Source organism: Alcaligenes sp. 13f (assembly GCF_020496585.1).
GTDB lineage: Bacteria > Pseudomonadota > Gammaproteobacteria > Burkholderiales > Burkholderiaceae_B > Alcaligenes > Alcaligenes phenolicus.
The window spans coordinates 66,586-83,259 of the sequence record NZ_JAHKKC010000004.1 but is presented as its reverse complement, the minus strand read 5'-3'; the positions used below and the strand labels follow the sequence as shown (position 1 = coordinate 83,259).

General features: G+C 57.0%; 18 protein-coding genes. 9 read left to right on the top strand and 9 right to left on the bottom strand.

The features are described from left to right. Positions 1-8: 8 nt before the first annotated feature. The 3 genes from otsB to KOE80_RS04310 all read right to left on the bottom strand — a co-directional run bounded on the left by otsB (position 9) and on the right by KOE80_RS04310 (position 2,284). Complete coding sequence (gene otsB / locus KOE80_RS04320; protein WP_226348438.1) at positions 9-803, bottom strand: trehalose-phosphatase; 795 nt, start codon at positions 801-803, stop codon at positions 9-11. Between the two features lies 1 nt (position 804). Further along, positions 805-1,776, bottom strand: a complete 972-nt coding sequence (locus KOE80_RS04315) for an SDR family oxidoreductase (RefSeq protein WP_022983321.1) — start codon at positions 1,774-1,776, stop codon at positions 805-807. Between the two features lie 85 nt (positions 1,777-1,861). Then, on the bottom strand, positions 1,862-2,284 hold the full coding sequence (locus tag KOE80_RS04310) for a KGG domain-containing protein (protein ID WP_226348437.1): 423 nt from the start codon (positions 2,282-2,284) through the stop codon (positions 1,862-1,864). A 137-nt stretch (positions 2,285-2,421) separates the two neighbouring features. Between KOE80_RS04310 and KOE80_RS04305 the strand changes: the two genes are divergently transcribed. Beyond that, a complete protein-coding gene (locus tag KOE80_RS04305; RefSeq protein WP_226348436.1) occupies positions 2,422-3,483 on the top strand; it encodes a mechanosensitive ion channel family protein in 1,062 nt (353 codons plus the stop codon). Here KOE80_RS04305 and KOE80_RS04300 read toward each other — a convergent pair. Together KOE80_RS04300 and rpoN are read right to left on the bottom strand one after the other, a co-directional pair. Further along, a complete protein-coding gene (locus KOE80_RS04300) occupies positions 3,428-4,828 on the bottom strand; it encodes an alpha,alpha-trehalose-phosphate synthase (UDP-forming) (protein ID WP_226348435.1) in 1,401 nt (466 codons plus the stop codon). The two genes, KOE80_RS04305 and KOE80_RS04300, sit on opposite strands and share 56 nt — an antisense overlap. A 63-nt stretch (positions 4,829-4,891) precedes the next feature. Then, positions 4,892-6,262, bottom strand: a complete 1,371-nt coding sequence (rpoN, locus tag KOE80_RS04295; RefSeq protein WP_226348434.1) for an RNA polymerase factor sigma-54 — start codon at positions 6,260-6,262, stop codon at positions 4,892-4,894. A gap of 235 nt (positions 6,263-6,497) precedes the next feature. Here rpoN and KOE80_RS04290 point away from each other — a divergent pair, with 235 nt between their 5' ends. Next, positions 6,498-7,034 carry a DUF4142 domain-containing protein gene (locus KOE80_RS04290; RefSeq protein WP_226348433.1) on the top strand — a complete coding sequence of 179 codons (537 nt, stop codon included), beginning with the start codon at positions 6,498-6,500 and terminating at the stop codon, positions 7,032-7,034. A gap of 40 nt (positions 7,035-7,074) precedes the next feature. On the opposite strand, the gene KOE80_RS04285 is transcribed toward KOE80_RS04290, so the two are convergent. After that, positions 7,075-8,103: a sigma-54 interaction domain-containing protein gene (locus tag KOE80_RS04285; protein WP_226348432.1), complete on the bottom strand. Its 1,029-nt coding sequence runs from the start codon at positions 8,101-8,103 to the stop codon at positions 7,075-7,077. Between the two features lie 352 nt (positions 8,104-8,455). Further along, positions 8,456-8,932, bottom strand: coding sequence for a YbaK/EbsC family protein (locus KOE80_RS04280; protein WP_009460799.1), 477 nt, complete (start codon positions 8,930-8,932; stop codon positions 8,456-8,458). A gap of 117 nt (positions 8,933-9,049) precedes the next feature. Between KOE80_RS04280 and KOE80_RS04275 the strand changes: the two genes are divergently transcribed. Then, a complete protein-coding gene (locus KOE80_RS04275) occupies positions 9,050-9,469 on the top strand; it encodes a DUF411 domain-containing protein (RefSeq protein WP_096917395.1) in 420 nt (139 codons plus the stop codon). A gap of 116 nt (positions 9,470-9,585) precedes the next feature. Then, positions 9,586-9,969, top strand: coding sequence for a DUF4168 domain-containing protein (locus KOE80_RS04270; RefSeq protein WP_035273462.1), 384 nt, complete (start codon positions 9,586-9,588; stop codon positions 9,967-9,969). A 301-nt stretch (positions 9,970-10,270) separates the two neighbouring features. Here the strand turns inward: KOE80_RS04270 and KOE80_RS04265 are convergent, their stop codons facing one another. Together KOE80_RS04265 and KOE80_RS04260 are read right to left on the bottom strand one after the other, a co-directional pair. Next, entirely contained in the window at positions 10,271-11,224 is a 954-nt protein-coding gene (locus KOE80_RS04265; protein ID WP_035273463.1) for a DUF3829 domain-containing protein, read from the bottom strand. A 212-nt stretch (positions 11,225-11,436) separates the two neighbouring features. Further along, positions 11,437-12,540 (bottom strand): metal-dependent hydrolase, encoded by a 1,104-nt coding sequence (locus KOE80_RS04260; protein ID WP_035273464.1) that lies wholly within the window; start codon positions 12,538-12,540, stop codon positions 11,437-11,439. 212 nt (positions 12,541-12,752) lie between these two features. Between KOE80_RS04260 and KOE80_RS04255 the strand changes: the two genes are divergently transcribed. From KOE80_RS04255 to KOE80_RS04235, 5 genes are all read left to right on the top strand, one after another. Further along, positions 12,753-13,760 (top strand): rhodanese-related sulfurtransferase, encoded by a 1,008-nt coding sequence (locus tag KOE80_RS04255; protein WP_226348431.1) that lies wholly within the window; start codon positions 12,753-12,755, stop codon positions 13,758-13,760. Positions 13,761-13,907: 147 nt separating this feature from the next. Next, positions 13,908-14,591, top strand: a complete 684-nt coding sequence (locus tag KOE80_RS04250; protein ID WP_060186703.1) for a glutathione S-transferase — start codon at positions 13,908-13,910, stop codon at positions 14,589-14,591. 89 nt (positions 14,592-14,680) lie between these two features. After that, entirely contained in the window at positions 14,681-15,271 is a 591-nt protein-coding gene (locus KOE80_RS04245; RefSeq protein WP_226348430.1) for a TetR/AcrR family transcriptional regulator, read from the top strand. Next, a complete protein-coding gene (locus KOE80_RS04240; RefSeq protein ID WP_226348429.1) occupies positions 15,268-16,209 on the top strand; it encodes a DMT family transporter in 942 nt (313 codons plus the stop codon). Before KOE80_RS04245 ends, KOE80_RS04240 begins: the two co-directional genes overlap by 4 nt. 66 nt (positions 16,210-16,275) lie before the next feature. Then, positions 16,276-16,614: a tRNA-binding protein gene (locus KOE80_RS04235; RefSeq protein ID WP_226348428.1), complete on the top strand. Its 339-nt coding sequence runs from the start codon at positions 16,276-16,278 to the stop codon at positions 16,612-16,614. The last annotated feature ends 60 nt before the right edge of the window (positions 16,615-16,674 follow it).

The window sequence follows — 16,674 nt, the reverse complement described above, 5'->3', positions numbered from 1 at the left end:
TCAGTGGCTCATGGCGCCACCATCTTGGCGCCTGATGGCGTTCGTTGTGCCAGGTCGGAGAAAAAACGTGTCTCCAGCAGGCTGGTTTGTAAAAGAGTCAGCAGGTCAGAGGGGTGTGGCAAGGAAAGCTGGGCCGCGCTGGCTGGCTCCTGAGGACCGATGCGTATGCTCAGCCCGCCTTTCTGGTTCACAAACTCAAAGGCGGCCTCATCGGTCAAGTCGTCGCCAATCATGACGGGCTTGCGGTCGGCGAACGCGGGCAGGCGTTGGGCCCGGGCCAGGGCTTGGCCTTTGTCAAAGCCGCTCATGCGCAGTTCGATGACACAATGTCCGCGGATCAGATCAAAGCCGGGATACTCTGAGCACAGCACGTGCAGTTCGGTGGCCAAGGCCTCGCCAACTTCAGGGCGTTGCCGAAAGTGCACAGCCACACCGTGCGATTTGCGCTCCATCCAAACCAGTGAGTAGGGGTGGATCAGGGCGGCGACAGAGCGGGACAGGCTGTGGTGCTCAGCCGGGTTGATCGGGATGTTCCAGCATTCCTGACCCTCGGCGTCATACATGGCTGCGCCGTGGCTGCTGATCATGGCAAGCGGAAGCTTGGTGCAGGCGATATGCAGGCTGTCATAGTCGCGGCCTGAAACCAGTGCCACCGCGCCGTCGCAGGCAGCGTGCAGATTCAGCAGCAGGCCGGCGGTGGACGGGGGAAGAAATACCTGGTCAGGCCGCGCAGCCAAGGGGACCAGCGTGCCGTCCAGATCCAGAAACAAGGCGGTCTGATCCAAATGCAGAGCGTTATTCATATCAGCTTCCTGGGTAACCCGTGATGGGGAGCACGGTGCCGGTGATGTAGCTGGCGGTGATCGGGCTGGCCAGGTAGACATAGGCAGGCGCCAGTTCTTCCGGCTGGGCGGGGCGGCCAAAGACCGTATCGGCACCAAACTCGGGGATTTTTTCGGCCGGGGAGTCGGCGGGGTTCAAGGGGGTCCAGACGGGTCCGGGAGCGACCGCGTTTACACGTATACCTTTGGGCGCCAGGTTGGCCGCCAGGGAGTACGTGAAGGCAATAATGGCGCCCTTGGTGCTGGAGTAGTCCAGCAGATGAGCGGCCCCGCGCAAGGCTGTGACCGAGCTGGTATTGACGATGGCATCGCCCGCGTGAAGGTGCGGCAGGCAGGCCTGGGCCATGTAGATATAGCCATAGATATTGGTGTGGAAGGTTTCATTGAGTCGCTCCGGGGTCAGGTCCAGCAAGGATTGGGCATGTTCCTGAAAGCCGGCATTGTTGACCAGAATATTCAGGTGACCGAAGCGGTCCAGTACCTGCTCAATCGCTTGTCGGCAAAATTCAGGGTCTTTCACATCGCCGCGCAGTGTCAGGCATTGGCGGCCTTCGGCCTCGACGGCCAGACGAGTGCGTCCGGCATCTTCATCCTCGTGCAAATACACAATCGCCACATCGGCACCTTCTCGGGCATAGAGCACGGCAACGGCTCGACCTATGCCCGAGTCACCCCCAGTAATCACGGCGACTTTTCCTTCCAGCTTGCCGCTGCCCTTGTAGCTGGAGGCTTCGTAGCGGGGGGCCGGGTCCAGGTCACTTTCACACCCAGGCTTTTCCAGGTGTTGTTGCGGCAGGGGGGGAGTGGGGTAATCGCTGCCTGGGTGGCTCTTATCGTGCGTGACGGGCTCGTTCTGGCCGACCCCGTTCTTGTCCTTCTGGTCCTGCTGTTCTTGCAGGTGACGTTGCTCTTTCACTGTTTGACGCGTTGTCATGACGGCTCCTGAAATAGACAAGGAATGGGACAGGGCGCGGCGGCCCTGGTGGGTGCGCCGCGTCCAACTGGGGCTTGGTTAAGGCTTAGCGTCGCTGGTCCTGGGTGGCCTTGCCACCTTTGGCGCCGGCCTTGCGGGCCTCCTCGGAGTCGAACTCATGGGCCGTGCCCTTTTCATGGGCTGCCCGGCCACCCTTGGCACCGGCTTCACGGGCTTCTTCGGAAGTGAACTCGTGAGCTGTGCCCTTTTCATGAGCGGCGCGACCGCCCTTGGCACCGGCTTCGCGAGCTTCTTCAGAGTTGAACTCGTGCGCCGTACCGCGTTCATGGGCTACACGGCCGCCTTTAGCGCCAGCCTCACGGGCCTCTTCCGAGGTGAACTCGTGCGCGGTGCCTTTTTCGTGCGAGGCACGCCCACCTTCAGCAGCAATCTCGCGCTGCTTTTTGTCGTCCATGGAGGCAAAGCCACGTTGATCTTTATGATCCTGTTTGTTTGTGTGCTGGGTCATATAACTCTCCTTGAGAAAGAACACCAATCACGTGATTGGTTATGACTGACCCAGCACAAAGCGTGCCTGACTGCCTGGGGGCGGGGCGCGGCACACAAGTTGCTGTATCTGGAGACATGGTTTTCAGGAGAGCAATCATGATGTCAATGACGTGGTGGATGTGGCTGCTGTTATTGCTGGGCGGCTGGGCGATACTGCTGCTGGTGCATTTTCTGGGTGGCAAGATTATTGAAAGACTGGCCTCGCCAGAGCACTTTCTGCGGTTTTTCAGCGAGCGGATACGCTGGCCGTCGCGGCTGTTTTTTCTGGCCGTATTTTTACGGATATGTATTCCGCTGGCCCCTATTTCGGCCAAGTGGCAGTCCTATCTGATCGTTGGGGACATGCTGGTGCTGATTATCTGCACGACCTGGATGCTGATGAGTGCAGTCGAATCTCTGTTCCAGCTTGTGGTGGTGCGTCATCCCTTGAATGTGTCCGACAATCTGCGTTCGCGTCAGATCTACACCCAGGCGCGCGTGCTGGCACGCAGTGTGCATTTCTTGCTGGTCTTGTTCGGGCTGTCCTTTGCTTTGATGGTTCTACCCGGCGCACGGCAACTGGGCACCAGCCTGCTGGCATCGGCCGGGGTAGCGGGGCTGGTAGCCGGTATTGCTGCCCGGCCGGTGCTGGGTAACTTTATTGCCGGTTTGCAGATCGCATTCACCCAGCCCATACGCATTGACGATGTGGTGATTGTGGAAGGGGAGTGGGGCCGGATAGAGGAAATCACGGCCACTTATGTGGTGGTACGTGTGTGGGACGAGCGCCGTCTGATCGTTCCCTTGCAATGGTTTGTAGAAACTGTCTTCCAGAACTGGACCCGTCGCAGCGCCTCTTTGCTGGGCACGGTATTTCTATGGGTGGACTACAAGGTTGAAATGCAGGGCTTGAACGCGGCATTCAAGGACTTGTGCGAGTCCTCTGAATTGTGGGATGGGCGCGTTCAGGTGTTGCAGGTGACCGATACCAATGAGTGGGGGATGCAGTTGCGCTTTCTGGTCAGTGCTGCCGACTCGGGCCGTTTGTTCGACTTGCGCTGTTTGTTGCGCGAGCGCTTGGTGGCCTATCTGGGTCAGCACCAACCGGATGCATTTGTACGCGTCAGGATGCTGGAAGCTCAGCCAGAGGGTCATGGGCCTGATTCAAGCCCGAGCTGATGCCAAGATCATGCAGGAACTGTTCGCACCACTGCCTCAGGTCCTGCTGTCGCAGTTGCATCATTAAATGCTGGTGGCGTCGGCGTCGTTCCTCTACCGGCATGTTCAAGGCCTGATACAGGCTGCGTGCGGTGGCGTCCGCATCAAATGGGTTGACGGGCAGGTAGCCGCCTTGCAGGGATTGTGCCGCGCCCGTAAAGGTGGACAGAACCAGGACACCGGGGTCGGCGGGGTCCTGGGCAGCGATATATTCTTTGGCCACCAGATTCATTCCGTCACGCAAGGGTGCGATAAAACCGACGCGGGCGCGGCGCAACATGCGCATCAGCTGGCCGGCCGGAAAGGCGCGGTTCATGTACACCACCGGACTCCAGCCTGGCGTGGCAAATTGACCGTTAATCTGTCCGGCCAGACTTTCCAGCTCTTCACGCATGACTTGATAATCGTGAATATCGCCGCGGGTAGAGGGGGCGATTTGGACATAGGTTGTTTGCCCGTGCAGCGTCGGGTAGCTGCGCAGCAGCGTATCCAGGGTGCGCAGCCGATAGGCCAGACCCTTGGTGTAATCCAGCCTGTCCACACTGATAATGGTGTCAGGCCCGTTGACTGGCTCGATTGGTGTGGCGCTGTCGGTCCATGAGGGGGCCTTGGCCAGAGCCTGAACCAGATCCACGTCGATACTGATGGGATAGACGTCTGTGCTGACGGTACGGGCGCCTGACTCGCTCTTGCGTGGTGGCACTAAGGTCTGGAGTGCGGCTGTCAGCGCATGATGGTCGCCACGGCTTTGGACGCCAATCTGGTCGTAATGGTGCAGCATGGGCAGCCATTGTTCATAGCGGGGAATGGAGCGCAGAATCTCCGGGCACGGAAAGGGGGTGTGAAAGAACAGCCCAATAGCCTGCTGCATTCCTTGCTCTCGGCAAAAATGGGCTAATGGCATCAGGTGGTAGTCATGGACCCAGATCAAGTCGTCCTCTTCGGCAATCTGGCGCAAATAAGCGGCAATTTGCCGGTTGATCTCCAGGTATTGCTGGAAGTGGTGGGTCTGGAAGTCCATCAGGTCCAGGCGGTAGTGAAAGGCGGGCCAAAGGCAGGTGTTCGCGTAACCGCAGTAAAACTGTTCGTATTGCTCCTGGGTGAAGGAGAAGGTGACGGCTTGGTAGCTGCCCCGATCTTCGGTACGCAACGCCCCCGGCTGTGGATCACATTGGCCGTTCCACCCCAGCCAGATGCCCTGGGTCTGCGGGTGCTTTAACAATTGATCTACTGCGACGGCCAGTCCGCCTGTGCAAGGTTGATCGGAACTGGCCACGCGTACGGACACCACAATGATTTTGCTCATGCTGATTCTCGCTTTGTTTTATTAAGGGATCTTCGTTGGAGAATCAGCAAATTGCGTACCCGCTCAGTTCAAGGGGTGCACATCCTGCCCGCTGACAGCACGCAAGCGTGCCCGTTGCAAACGTTCGCGGGCATTGGGAATACCCAGTTGCAGGCGATACTTGGTGACGGTTCGTTTGGATAGCTCCACACTGTTCTGACGCAGCGCCTGATGCAAGTCGACATCGCTTAAAGGCTGACGCTCTGGTTCACTGGCAATCAGCCGGCGTATCTGCTCCTTGACCAGGGCGGTGGAGCAACTGCCACCGAAATCAGTCTCCAGCTCGCCGGAGAAAAAATGCCTGAAGCTCAAGGTGCCAAAGGGAGTGCTCATGTACTTGTTAGCAGTCGCTCTGGAGATGGTGGATTGATGCAGATCCAGCTCCTTGGCCAGATCGCTGATGCGCAGGGGTTGCAGGCCTTGCTCACCTAGCTCGAAAAAAAGGATCTGGTGCCGGACGATGAATTCAGCGACACGGCACACCGTACTGCGTCGCATCGCCAGACTCTCGGCCAGCCAGCGAGCCTGAGTCAGGGCGCTGTGCAAAGGGCGGTTCTGTTGCGTGCGTGCCTGTTGCTCCAGGGTGGCGGCATATTCTTGATGCACCTGAACGCGTGGCAGGCTGCGAGGGTCCGCGAGCACACGCCAATGCTTGCCATCGCGGTAGACGTGAACGTCTGGCGTAATGGCCTGGCGTAACGGCTCCAGATAAGCCAGACCGGGGTTGGGGTCCAGGCTTTGCAGTTCGCGCAGCGCCTGATGAAAGTCTGCATCGGACAGATTCAGACGGCTCTGCACTTGTGACCATTCGCCTTGCGCCAGCGCGGGCAGCTCGGTAGCCACTAACTTGAGCAGTCTCTGTTTCAGAACCGGGTCTAGAGACTGACGCGCCTGGATCTGCAAGCGCAACGCGTCGGACAGGCAGTGGGCACCTGTGCCGGGAACAGAAAGGGACTGGACCAGCGCCAGCGCGGTTTGCCATTCGGCAAGGGGGATGTGTTCGTAGCCGGCGGGGAGCAGGTCTTCAAAGTGATCGCGCAAGTATCCGTTGTCATCCAGTGCGTTCACGATCAGGGCACATAAGGCCTTGCAGCGCTCACTGGCGTGACTCAAACGTACATGCTCCAGGATCTGTTCGTCACGGCTGCGCGGAGCCGGGCTTATGTCGTGCTTCTCGATCAGGTGAGCGCTTTGGCTGGACACAGGATGGGACAGGCCCTCTCGTACGGGGGCGGCGGGTTCTGGAGCGGGTTCCAGTAGGGGATTGTCTTGCAGGCTGTCTTGTACCAGCGTTTGCAGCTCCTGCGCCGAGAGCTGCAGGATTTGTGCGGACTGTTGCAGTCGCTGCGAGAGGGTTTGCTGCATGTGCAGCTGCGGAACCATTTCCAGCTTCATGGTGGCGTCTCCTTGTGGTTGGTGATGAGAACCGACAGTTCTTCGGACACAGTTGCCGGAATGATCCGGGCCCTGTGCTATCTACATAGCAAGTTCCGTTCCTGCCCCAAGGTTCAAGGCGCGGGTACGGTCCTTGCTAGGACACCGTCAAGGCTTTGCTGGCCATGCTGATTGGCCTCAGGTCAGCAAAGATGTTCTGGTTTCAGGCAATGACTGACGTTTTTGGAGGTGTGTGATGCGAGTAAGACATCTGATGTGTTTGGCACTGGCGGCGGGTCTGGTATTGGGTTTGAGTGTTCGCAGTGCTTCTGCCATTGAACTGTTTTCTCCGGATAAAGGGTTCTTGAGAGATGCGGCACAATCGGGACATTTTGAAGTGAAGGCAGCCAAGCTGGCTCTGGAGCGCAGCAACAACGATAGAGTGGTCGAATTTGCACAAATGATGATCGACGATCACGAACAGCTGGCCAAGGAACTGCAGACGCTGGCACAGGCCCGCAAGGTGGAGCTGCCCACCGAGCCCAGCCTGATGCAGCGCGGCAAGATCTCCATGCTTGAGGGCGCGGAGGGTGAACAGTTCGATGCGGACTATGCCAACGAAGCGGCAGTCAAAGCGCATGAGGACACCATCAAGCTCTTTGAGGACTACATCAAGGATGGTAAAGACAAGGAAGTCATGGGTTTTGCTCAGGACGCTTTGCCCATGCTGCAGCAACACTTGCGGCATGCTCATGCGCTGGCAGACTCCATGAAGCCTGCCGTTGCCCAGTAAGCTTTTGCCAAGCTTGCTCAGTTCCACACTGGGCAAGCATTTATTCCATGGGGTCGGCCTCCATATTGATTTCCACTTGATCGCTGTTGCTCATTACATAGCTGCGCAGTACCGCATTGCGTAGCTGGCGTATATTGCCCGGCCAGTGATAGCGCTCGATCTCCTTCATGCTGGCTAGGCTCAGTGAGCGGTTCTGCTGATGCTCCTGATTCAGCTGTTCTACCAAGTGCTGGGCGATCAGGACGGCATCGTCGCCGCGTTCACGCAGGGGGGGGATTTGAATCGGAAAGACCCCCAGGCGGTAATACAGATCTTCGCGCAGTTTCTTGTCCTCAATAGCGCGCATGGGCGGGCGATTGGTCGCAGCGATGATGCGGGCATCATGTTTGATCAACTTGTCGCCACCTACCTTCATGTATTCGCCATTCTCCAATGCGCGCAGCAGCTTGGTTTGGGCGTCTATGGGCATTTCGGTGATTTCGTCCAGGAACAGCGTGCCCTGGTCCGCCAGTTCAAAGTAGCCCTGCCGATTACGTTCGGCTCCGGTAAAGCTGCCTTTTTCGTGGCCGAACAGCTCGCTTTCGATCAGTTGTTCTGAAATGGCTGAACAGTTGATGGGCACATACGCCTGTTCCTTGCGAGCGCTGCAGCGGTGAATAGCCCGGGCCGCCAGTTCCTTGCCGGTACCACTCTCGCCAATCAGCAGCACAGGCAGGTCGGTGCTGGCCACTTTGCTGATTTCTTCATAGAGTTTTTTCATGGGGGCGGAACAGCCTACAAACTCGCCAAAGTCATGATGCTGCTCGGCTTGAAAAGCACAGGCACCGTTTTGATACTTGGCTTTTAATTGCTCCAGCAAGGTGCGCAATTGCGCCTGGTCTTGCCGGGTCGAGCCACTGTAGGCGTGTAAGGTATAGCTTTCCACCGCATCCAGTCCGATGCGACGGCTCAACTCCTGAGCCTGCAGGGCGCTGACACTGGGGCCAAACAGCAGGGCATCAGGAGTTTTCTGGTGATAACGGATCAGAACATCTTCTGGCGTATTTGCAGCGATGGCGGAAAAGTTCATCTGCCGCGCCAGTGCCAAAAAAAGGCTTATAAAAGCTGAATCTGTCTCCAGCAATAATAGGTGGGGCATTTTTTCCTCTGGGATAGACAAAGTTAATTTGAAATCCGATGTCTTATCCTAATCAGGATAGAAAGGGCATTCGTTACCAGATATGGCAAGGACGAGCCCGCTTATTTTCTGAAAATACCTTATGGCCGCGTCCCCATGCCCTGGGCTCTTATGGCGTTTTTTGTCGCCTGGTCATGTACGTATTCAACTTACACATCTGTTTACCTGTCAGCGACGGGCAGGCTTGCCTGTGCCTGGGGGCACAAGGCAGCAGGTCAACCTCTGACCCAATCGCAGGTGGGGGTCAGGACTGAGCTGGGGGCGGCTGCGTCACATCAATCCATTGCGCGCGGGTCAGCTCGGCCAAGCGCTGCGGGGTGATGCGTACCGCAGAATTAATAGAGCCCGCTGCGGGCAAGACCGTGTCGTAGTCCTGCAAGGACAGATCGCAGTAAATCTCCAGCGGGGTAGCCAGACCAAAGGGGCAGACCCCGCCAACCGGGTGACCCGTCAAGGCTTCGGTGCTTTCCAGGTCCAGCATTTTTACGCGCGTACCGAAGGCGGTACGCAGCTTCTTGTTGTCCAGACGGGCATCACCTCGAGCGACCAGCAGCACTACTTTATCGCCCACTTTCAAGCTAAGCGTCTTGGCAATTTGTCCCGGCTCGACTTGGTGCACTTGCGCAGCCAGCACGACGGTGGCTGTGCTTTCGGTGGTTTCAATTACCTGAATATCGGCAGCGTGTTCGTTAAAAAACTGTTTGACGGAATCAAGACTCATGGCGGATCAGGACGGATTAGTGTGTTTTGTTAAACTTTTTTGCGAGTGCCTAGTCTTAGTCAAGTGCATGAGAGTGTCAACCAGAGCGCTGTGGCGCTGCAAAACAGGAATGTAATTGTGATTAAACCTTTATTGTTGACGGCCAGCCTGATGGCCTTCAGTTCCATGGCGTTGGCAGAGGGTCCCGTTATTACGATGTACCAGGATCCTAACTGTGGTTGTTGTGGGGGCTGGGCACAGCACATGCGCGATGAAGGCTTTGAGGTCAAAGAGGTCAAGGTCGTGAAGATTCAAGACGTGAAGCGGCTTTTGAGAGTGCCGGAGAACCTGGCGTCCTGCCACACCGCGATGATTGAAGAGACGGGGCAATTGATTGAAGGCCATGTGCCTGCCAAGGTCGTCAAACGCATGATGAATGATGGCAGTGTGCGTGGAGTGGCCGCGCCAGGCATGCCCGCCAATTCACCCGGCATGGGCCAGATGGACGGCAATTTGGTAACCGTGGACTTTAACGGACGTCCTTACTCGCGCGACTGAAGTCTGTAACGGGAAGGGTGGCATGCAGATACACGAAACTACATTGAGAAACTTGTAAGCTGCTGCCGCTCTTGTCATGATGATCGTTCATTGACTCTGTTTAGGAGGTTCTATCCATGCAGCCCTCAGTTAAAGCTTTTCTTGCTGCTACCGCAGTCGCATTTGGCATGTACAGCCCTTTTGCGATGGCCCAGGGCAATGCGGCTCCGGCCAACTCGGCAGCCCCTGCTGCCACCCAGGTCGTTAAACCTACGGATTCTCAGCTGGAGCAATATGCGCGCACCTACAAGAAGGTCGCTCAAACTGCTTCGGAATATCAGCCGCGTCTGGATGCGGCCAAAAGTGATGCAGAGCGTCAGGCTATTGTTCAGGAAGCCGACCAGCGCCTGGTAGGCGTGGTCAGTGCCAATGGCATGGATCTGGCGGACTACAACGGTATCAGTCTGGCGATTCAGCAGGACCCGGCCTTGCGCCAGCGTGTTGAAGGGATGCTGAAGTAAGGCTTGTTTGTGATCCTCGGGTTTGACAGAGCGCCGGGTGTCATTTTGTAGTGACCGTAGTGGGTAAATTTAAACCCTGGACGTAATCGTCCAGGGTTTTTTTTGTCGCCGTGCTGCCCCAAAGCTCGGCGCCCCCGGTAAAAAGCCCCCTCGGAGGCACTAAGCCAAAGGCGCAGCGTGGGTGCTGATTGTGTAGGTCGCTTCAATACAAAGCGTGCCGGCCAGAGCCGGCATGACTGCCTGCATTGAGACTGGAGCCTGACGCCAGATTTACGGCTTCAAGCTCAGTCTCTGGGCGCCATTAGCAGCGGGGATAGTTAAGCGCCCCGATCATTGCATTGAATTTCAATTGCAAGCTGCTGGCGTCATTTTTTATGGGGTTATTGATCTGCCAGCTGATCGAGCCTTGCTGAGGTACGTAATTGCCTTCAGAGGCATGCTGGATGACGCTTCTGCCCTGAGCCAGGAATTCATTCATCTTCGACATGATTCTTGGGCATCCTTGTGGCGTTTCTTCCTTGAATTTTTTATCCCAGTTGCTGATCATCGCGGCTGCCTGGTCAAGACTTTCCTGGAAGGGGGGAATGCTCTCTTTGGCTCCCTGCTGCTCGAAAATAGCATCGACCTTGTTCATGGCCTGCTTGCTGAACAGCACGGCACCCAAACGGTAATGCTCCATTGAGTCCTTGGGAGCTTTATCGAAAGAGGTCTGGATGTTTATCTCATCCTGTTTCTGAATACCTTGGAGAAATGCAGCCTCTGCCTGTACGACTTCTGTCAGGGCGCTGACGAACGCCTCGTTATTGTCGGCTGCCTTCTTGCCGCCATCCGTCAGAAACTCTTTTGATTCGGCATAGTTGTTCAACTCGGAATTGAGAGGTGCCAGCTTGGTCAAGGAGTCGTCAAACTGCTTTGCTGGTCCATCTATTTCCGGCATGTTGGCTTCCAGTGCCAAGGCGGATTTCAGTTTTTCCTGGGTGTTCTTGATGCTTACCAGTGAAACAACGGAATAGTTATCCAGTTTCTTGCCTGAGCGCACGGCAGGCTCGTAGACGGTTTGATAATCGGAAAGCGCACGGTAGAAAGGCGTATGCAAGCTATTGGCGACTTCAACATAGGCATTGTATTTCTGGATAAAGCCTTGCTCGGACGAGACCGCTTGAGATGGTGCTTCTGTCGCTTCTTCGCTGTTGCAGCCCGCAATAGCGATGCAAAGGCCCAGCGTGGCGAAAACAGATAGTTTTTTTAAATTCATGATGAAAGTGATTGATGCTTTTGATGCGTTGGCAATACGTTAAAACCCCTATCGGGCAGGACGCAATTTTATAGCTTCACCACTTCGTATTTTGTATCAAGCTAGGACCTTATGTTTCAGGAGTGCGTGCTACACGCGGCCGGGCGGGCTAGCAACAGTTGGCTATGCCCACCCTGCACAGGCCCGTCTCCGTCTCTGGTTTTTGGCCTTGCTTAATCCATGTCCTGGAAGTCTGGGCTTGCCCTGGGAATAGGTACACCGGCATCAATGCGTTTGGCCCATTCTTGTAGCGGTAGCGGTGGAGTCGGCTCCCAAATACGACGCAGAACGGGCTTTAGCAAAGCAATATTGTGGCCACTGGCCCAACGATACGGAATCACCGGCAACCAGGTGTCGTCGGCAATGCGTTCGGCCACGACAAAGCGGAAACTGTACTGGCCAGGGCCCAGGCTCATGCGTATATCACTGACCACCAGCAGGTCATCGATGATGTCGTAGCGCAGCCAATCGTCCGAAAACCAGCGCAGTTGCTCCAGCTGTTTCAAGGGGGGGAACAGCTGGGTGTAGTCGCTATGAACGGGCAGGCACAGGGATTCGTATTGATGCCCCTTGGGTGCACGCAGTCGGTCCAGCAGGCCCACCATGACTTCGCATTCCCGGTCCTGTGTGTCGCGCACCAGTACACGCCAGAGCAGGATGTTCATGGGTTGGGCGGCGGAGTATACCCGCGCGATTTCCACCTGCTCTTGTTTGAGCTGTGCGGTTGCCTGTTGCTCGGCCCAGAACTTGGCACCTACCGAGGCTGCCAGATACAGGCTGCTCAAGAGCAAGGCCCAGTTGCAGGCCCGTATCGTTGCGGGTACCGGCCCACGAATCAAGCCTATGATCGTGGCGATCAGTAAGGGCACGGTATAGAGCGGGTCAATAATGAAGATGCTTGACCAGGTTGCCGGGGTAGCGGCCAAAGGCCACAGCAATTGCGTTCCGTAACTGGTAAAGGCATCCAGAAGAGGGTGGGTAATCAGCGCCAGCCAGACCGCCAGCCCCAGCCTCCCCGCAGAGGCACGTGCTTGTGGAAACAGCAGTCGCCATAAAAGGGTGACCAGGATGCCTGCCGCGCTCAACACAAACAAAGAGTGCGAGAAACCCCGATGACTGACCATGGAGGTAATCGGGTCCCCATATTGAATGAAGACATCCAGATCGGGCAGGGTGGCGATGATGGCACCGGACAGGACCGCCTTGCGGCCATACTGCCGCCCGAGGAGGGAGCCGCAGATGCTGGCACCGAGGACTGCTTGTGTTACGGAATCCATAGCTCTCGTGCAAAGTGAAACAGGGACCGGGGCCAGATGCGGCCTGACGGCTTTAGCGTTATGATTTTAAAGTTGAATCCCCGGCCCGCCCTATTTTTTTGACGGGCGTCAAAGGCCCAAGGGGTATCAGTCGCGTATAGTGTACGACGGCCTACGCTGTCCTACCGCCTGCGGGCTGCGCCACCGCTTCTATCCAGAGAATTCGTTTACCTATGTCTACCTACCTGATCGCGGCTTTATATAAGTTCGTGGAATTGCCCGATTTCGCCCAAATGCGCGACCCCTTGTTTGCTTTTTGCGAGCAGCACGAGGTCAAGGGCACGCTGTTGCTGGCGCGCGAAGGGATTAACGGCACGATTGCCGGCCCTCAGGAGGGTATTCGTGCCGTCTTGGCATATCTGAACTCCGATCCACGTATTTCTGGCCTGGTGCATAAAGAATCCTATGCCGACAAGGCTCCGTTTTACCGCCTCAAGGTGAAGCTGAAAAAAGAGATCGTTACCCTGGGCGTACCGGATCTGAAAACCGCCGAAATGGTGGGCGAGTATGTTGCTCCCGAAGACTGGAATGCCCTGATCAGCGATCCGGACGTGGTGGTGGTGGATACCCGCAACGATTACGAAGTGGGTATTGGCACTTTTAACCGTGCCATTAACCCCAAGACCCAAAGCTTTACCGAGTTTCCTCAGTGGGTGGCCGAGCAGTCCAAGGAAGGCGGTGTCTTGCATGGCAAACCGCGCGTGGCCATGTTCTGTACCGGCGGTATCCGCTGTGAAAAATCCACAGCCTTCATGCGTTCGCAAGGCTTTGATCAGGTTTACCACCTGCAAGGCGGCATTCTGAAATATCTGGAAGAGATTCCAGCAGCAGAAAGCCTGTGGGATGGTGACTGCTTTGTGTTCGACGAGCGCGTATCGGTGCGTCACGGTCTGGAACCCGGCGATTATGATTTCTGCCGTGCCTGTCGCATGCCTATCAGCGAAGAGGAAAAAGCCTCGCCCCAGTTCGAAGAAGGCGTCAGCTGTCCCTACTGCCACGGCCACAGTTCCCCCGAGCAGATCGAGCGTTTCCGCGAGCGTCAAAAGCAAGTGGCCTTGGCGCGCGAGCGTGAAGAGCGTCACATTGGCGTCAGCATGGACGAGTTGACCGCGCGCCGTGAAGCCGCCCGCCGCAAGGCGGAAGAGCAACGCCTGCTGGCTCAGCAAGGCAAGGACGCCTAGCCCTGATCGGGCCACTGTGTTACCTCTACTAGCTTGATTCTGGCGCTGCGTCGTTTATAGTCCGCCCTTCTGCTACAGAAGGGCGCTTTGCATAAACGCCAGCGCTTTAAGTCCGTGCCTGTGGCGCGGCTTTTTAACGGATTGAGCATGTCCTTATCTGATCTGCCCATTTTGTATTCCTTTCGCCGTTGCCCCTATGCCATGCGGGCACGGCTGGCTATTGCGGCCAGCGGCGTAACTTGTCAGTTGCGCGAAGTCGTACTGCGCGACAAACCCGAGGCCCTGCGCCTGGCCTCTCCCAAAGCCACCGTCCCGGTGCTGGTCTTGCCCGATGGCAAGGTTATTGATGAAAGCCTGGACATCATGCGTTGGGCTTTGGCGATTCAAGATCCCAAGCAGTATTTGCAGCCTGAGCAGGGCGATGTCGAGCAAATGCTGGCCCTGATTGCGGCCAATGACGGGCCTTTCAAGCGGCATCTGGATTGCTATAAATACCCGGATCGCCATACCGAGGATGAACAATTCACGGATGCAGCCAGTTTTTCGGCCCTGCATAGAGCCCAAGCCAGTGAATTATTGATGGGCCTGAATGCCCGCATTGAACAGCAGGGCTACCTGATGGGACAGCGTCCTTGTCTGGCAGATTTGGCGATTGCCCCCTTTGTGCGGCAATTCGCACAAGTGAACAGGGGCTGGTTTGATGCGCAGCCTTGGACGGCCTTGTCGACCTGGTTGCTGAACTTTCAGTCCAGCCCTTTGTTCCTGAGCATCATGGATAAATACCCTGCCTGGACGCCAGACAGCGAGATTGTGCAGTTTCCTTCTGTCTGACTGATAGGGCTTATTCCTTTACACACGTAATTCGATACTTTTCTTCAAAAGTAGGTAGAATGGTATACCTAGTTGAAATAGGAAAAAGTATGGAAAACGCGACTAGCCACAGGAAGGAAAGCGCTCACGACCGGCTGTTGAGTGCTGCCGCCATTCTGTTTTACAACGATGGCATCGCCGCTACCGGCATCGACGCCATTGTCAAGAAAGCCGGCGTAGCCAAGAAAAGCCTTTACAACAACTTTGCCTCCAAAGCCGATGTGGTAGCGCAGTACCTGCAAATCCGCCATGCCGAATGGATTTCACTCTACGAGGCCCGCGTGCGCCAGGCCCAGGGGCCAGCGGAGCGTGTGTTGGCGGTGTTTGATGCCTATGCCGATCACGCTGAACATGCTTACGAGCGAGGGTTTCGCGGCTGTGGGCTGCTCAATGCCGCCGCCGAATTTCCAGCTGGGGATGCTGGCCGCGAGGCGGTACGCGCTCACAAGGAAGAAGTGGAAACACTGTTGCTGACGCATTTGGCCGAACTGATGCCTAGCGACGATGCGCGCGTCACTCAGCTTGCTCGCCATCTGGCCTTCTTGCTGGAAGGCGGGGTTGTTCGCGCTGGGCTGGAAGGCAATAGCGATTGCGTCGTCCAGTCCAAGTGCATCGCGGCTTCGTTATTGGAGGCTGCATGACTGCCTCTTCGAAAGACCACTTGTTTGGTGTGGCGGGCGTCCTGGTGGCCGCTGTGCTGTGGGGGACGACCGGCGTTTCGGCCACCTTCGCGCCGGAAGTCGGCGCAGTCGCGATCGGCGCGGCGGCCATGGGCGTTGGCGGTTTGTTGCAAGCTGGCATCGCCACCCGCGCCATTGCTCGCCATGCGAGTGCCTTGCGCATGCAATGGCACTGGCTGCTACTAGGCGCGTTGGCGGTGGCGATCTATCCGCTGGCCTTTTACGGTTCAATGCGCCTGGCTGGTGTCACAGTGGGCACCGTGGTATCTATCGGCTCGGCACCACTGCTCTCGGCCCTTATCGAGATGGTCATGGACGGCCTGCGTGTCAGTACCCGATGGGTCATCGGAGCGGGTTTTGGCCTGCTGGGGATGGCCTTGCTTTGCATTGCTGAGAGCAGCGGTCACAGCGCTGTGACCGCCGCGCCCTCAATCATGCTCGGCGTGGCCCTGGGCCTGCTGGCCGGTCTGACCTATGCGCTGTATTCCTGGGCAGCTCGCCGCCTGATGCAGCGCCAGATTCCCGCCCGGGCCGCGATGGGGGCCACCTTCGGCATCGGCGGTTTACTGCTGATGCCGGTACTGTTCGCTACGGGCGCGCCATTCCTGGCCTCGTGGAACAATGCCGCTGTGGGCATCTACATGGCCTTGGTGCCGATGTTCCTGGGCTATGTCTGCTTTGGTTATGGTCTGGCCCGCATCCAGGCCAGCACTGCCACCACCATCACGCTGGTGGAGCCGGTCGTCGCGGCGGCGCTTGCCGCCCTCATCGTAGGCGAACGGCTCCCCGCGATGGGATGGGTGGGTGTTGCCCTCATCTTCGCGTGTCTGGTATGCATCACGTTGCCATTGCGGTCGCGCGGTCGAACTTCTCCGGTGTCCTCGACCCACCCGGCTTAGCGGGCGTCTTAGGGCTGTCTGGCATCGCACTTCAATTTTTCAACTATTGCAATAATAGAAAACATCATGACAACCATTTCATGGGACGACTTCGCAAACGTCGAACTGCGTGTTGGGCGCATCATCAAGGCCGAACCTTTTCCCGAAGCCCGCAAACCGGCTTACAAGCTGCTGGTGGATTTTGGGGAGGAGATCGGACAGCGCAAATCCAGCGCTCAGGTAAGCGATTTGTATGTGATAGAGGAGTTGGTGGGCAAGCAAGTCGTCGCTGTCATCAATTTCCCGCCCAAGCAAATCGGCCCGTTTCTGTCTGAATGTCTGGTGACGGGTTTTCCTGATGAGCAAGGCCGTGTGGTCCTTTGCGTACCGGACAAGACTGTGCCGTTGGGCGCAAAGTTGTTTTAACTGTTTTGTCGCCCGCCGTCGCGCTACGCACCGAGCTGGCGATAATAAAATGCCAGCATC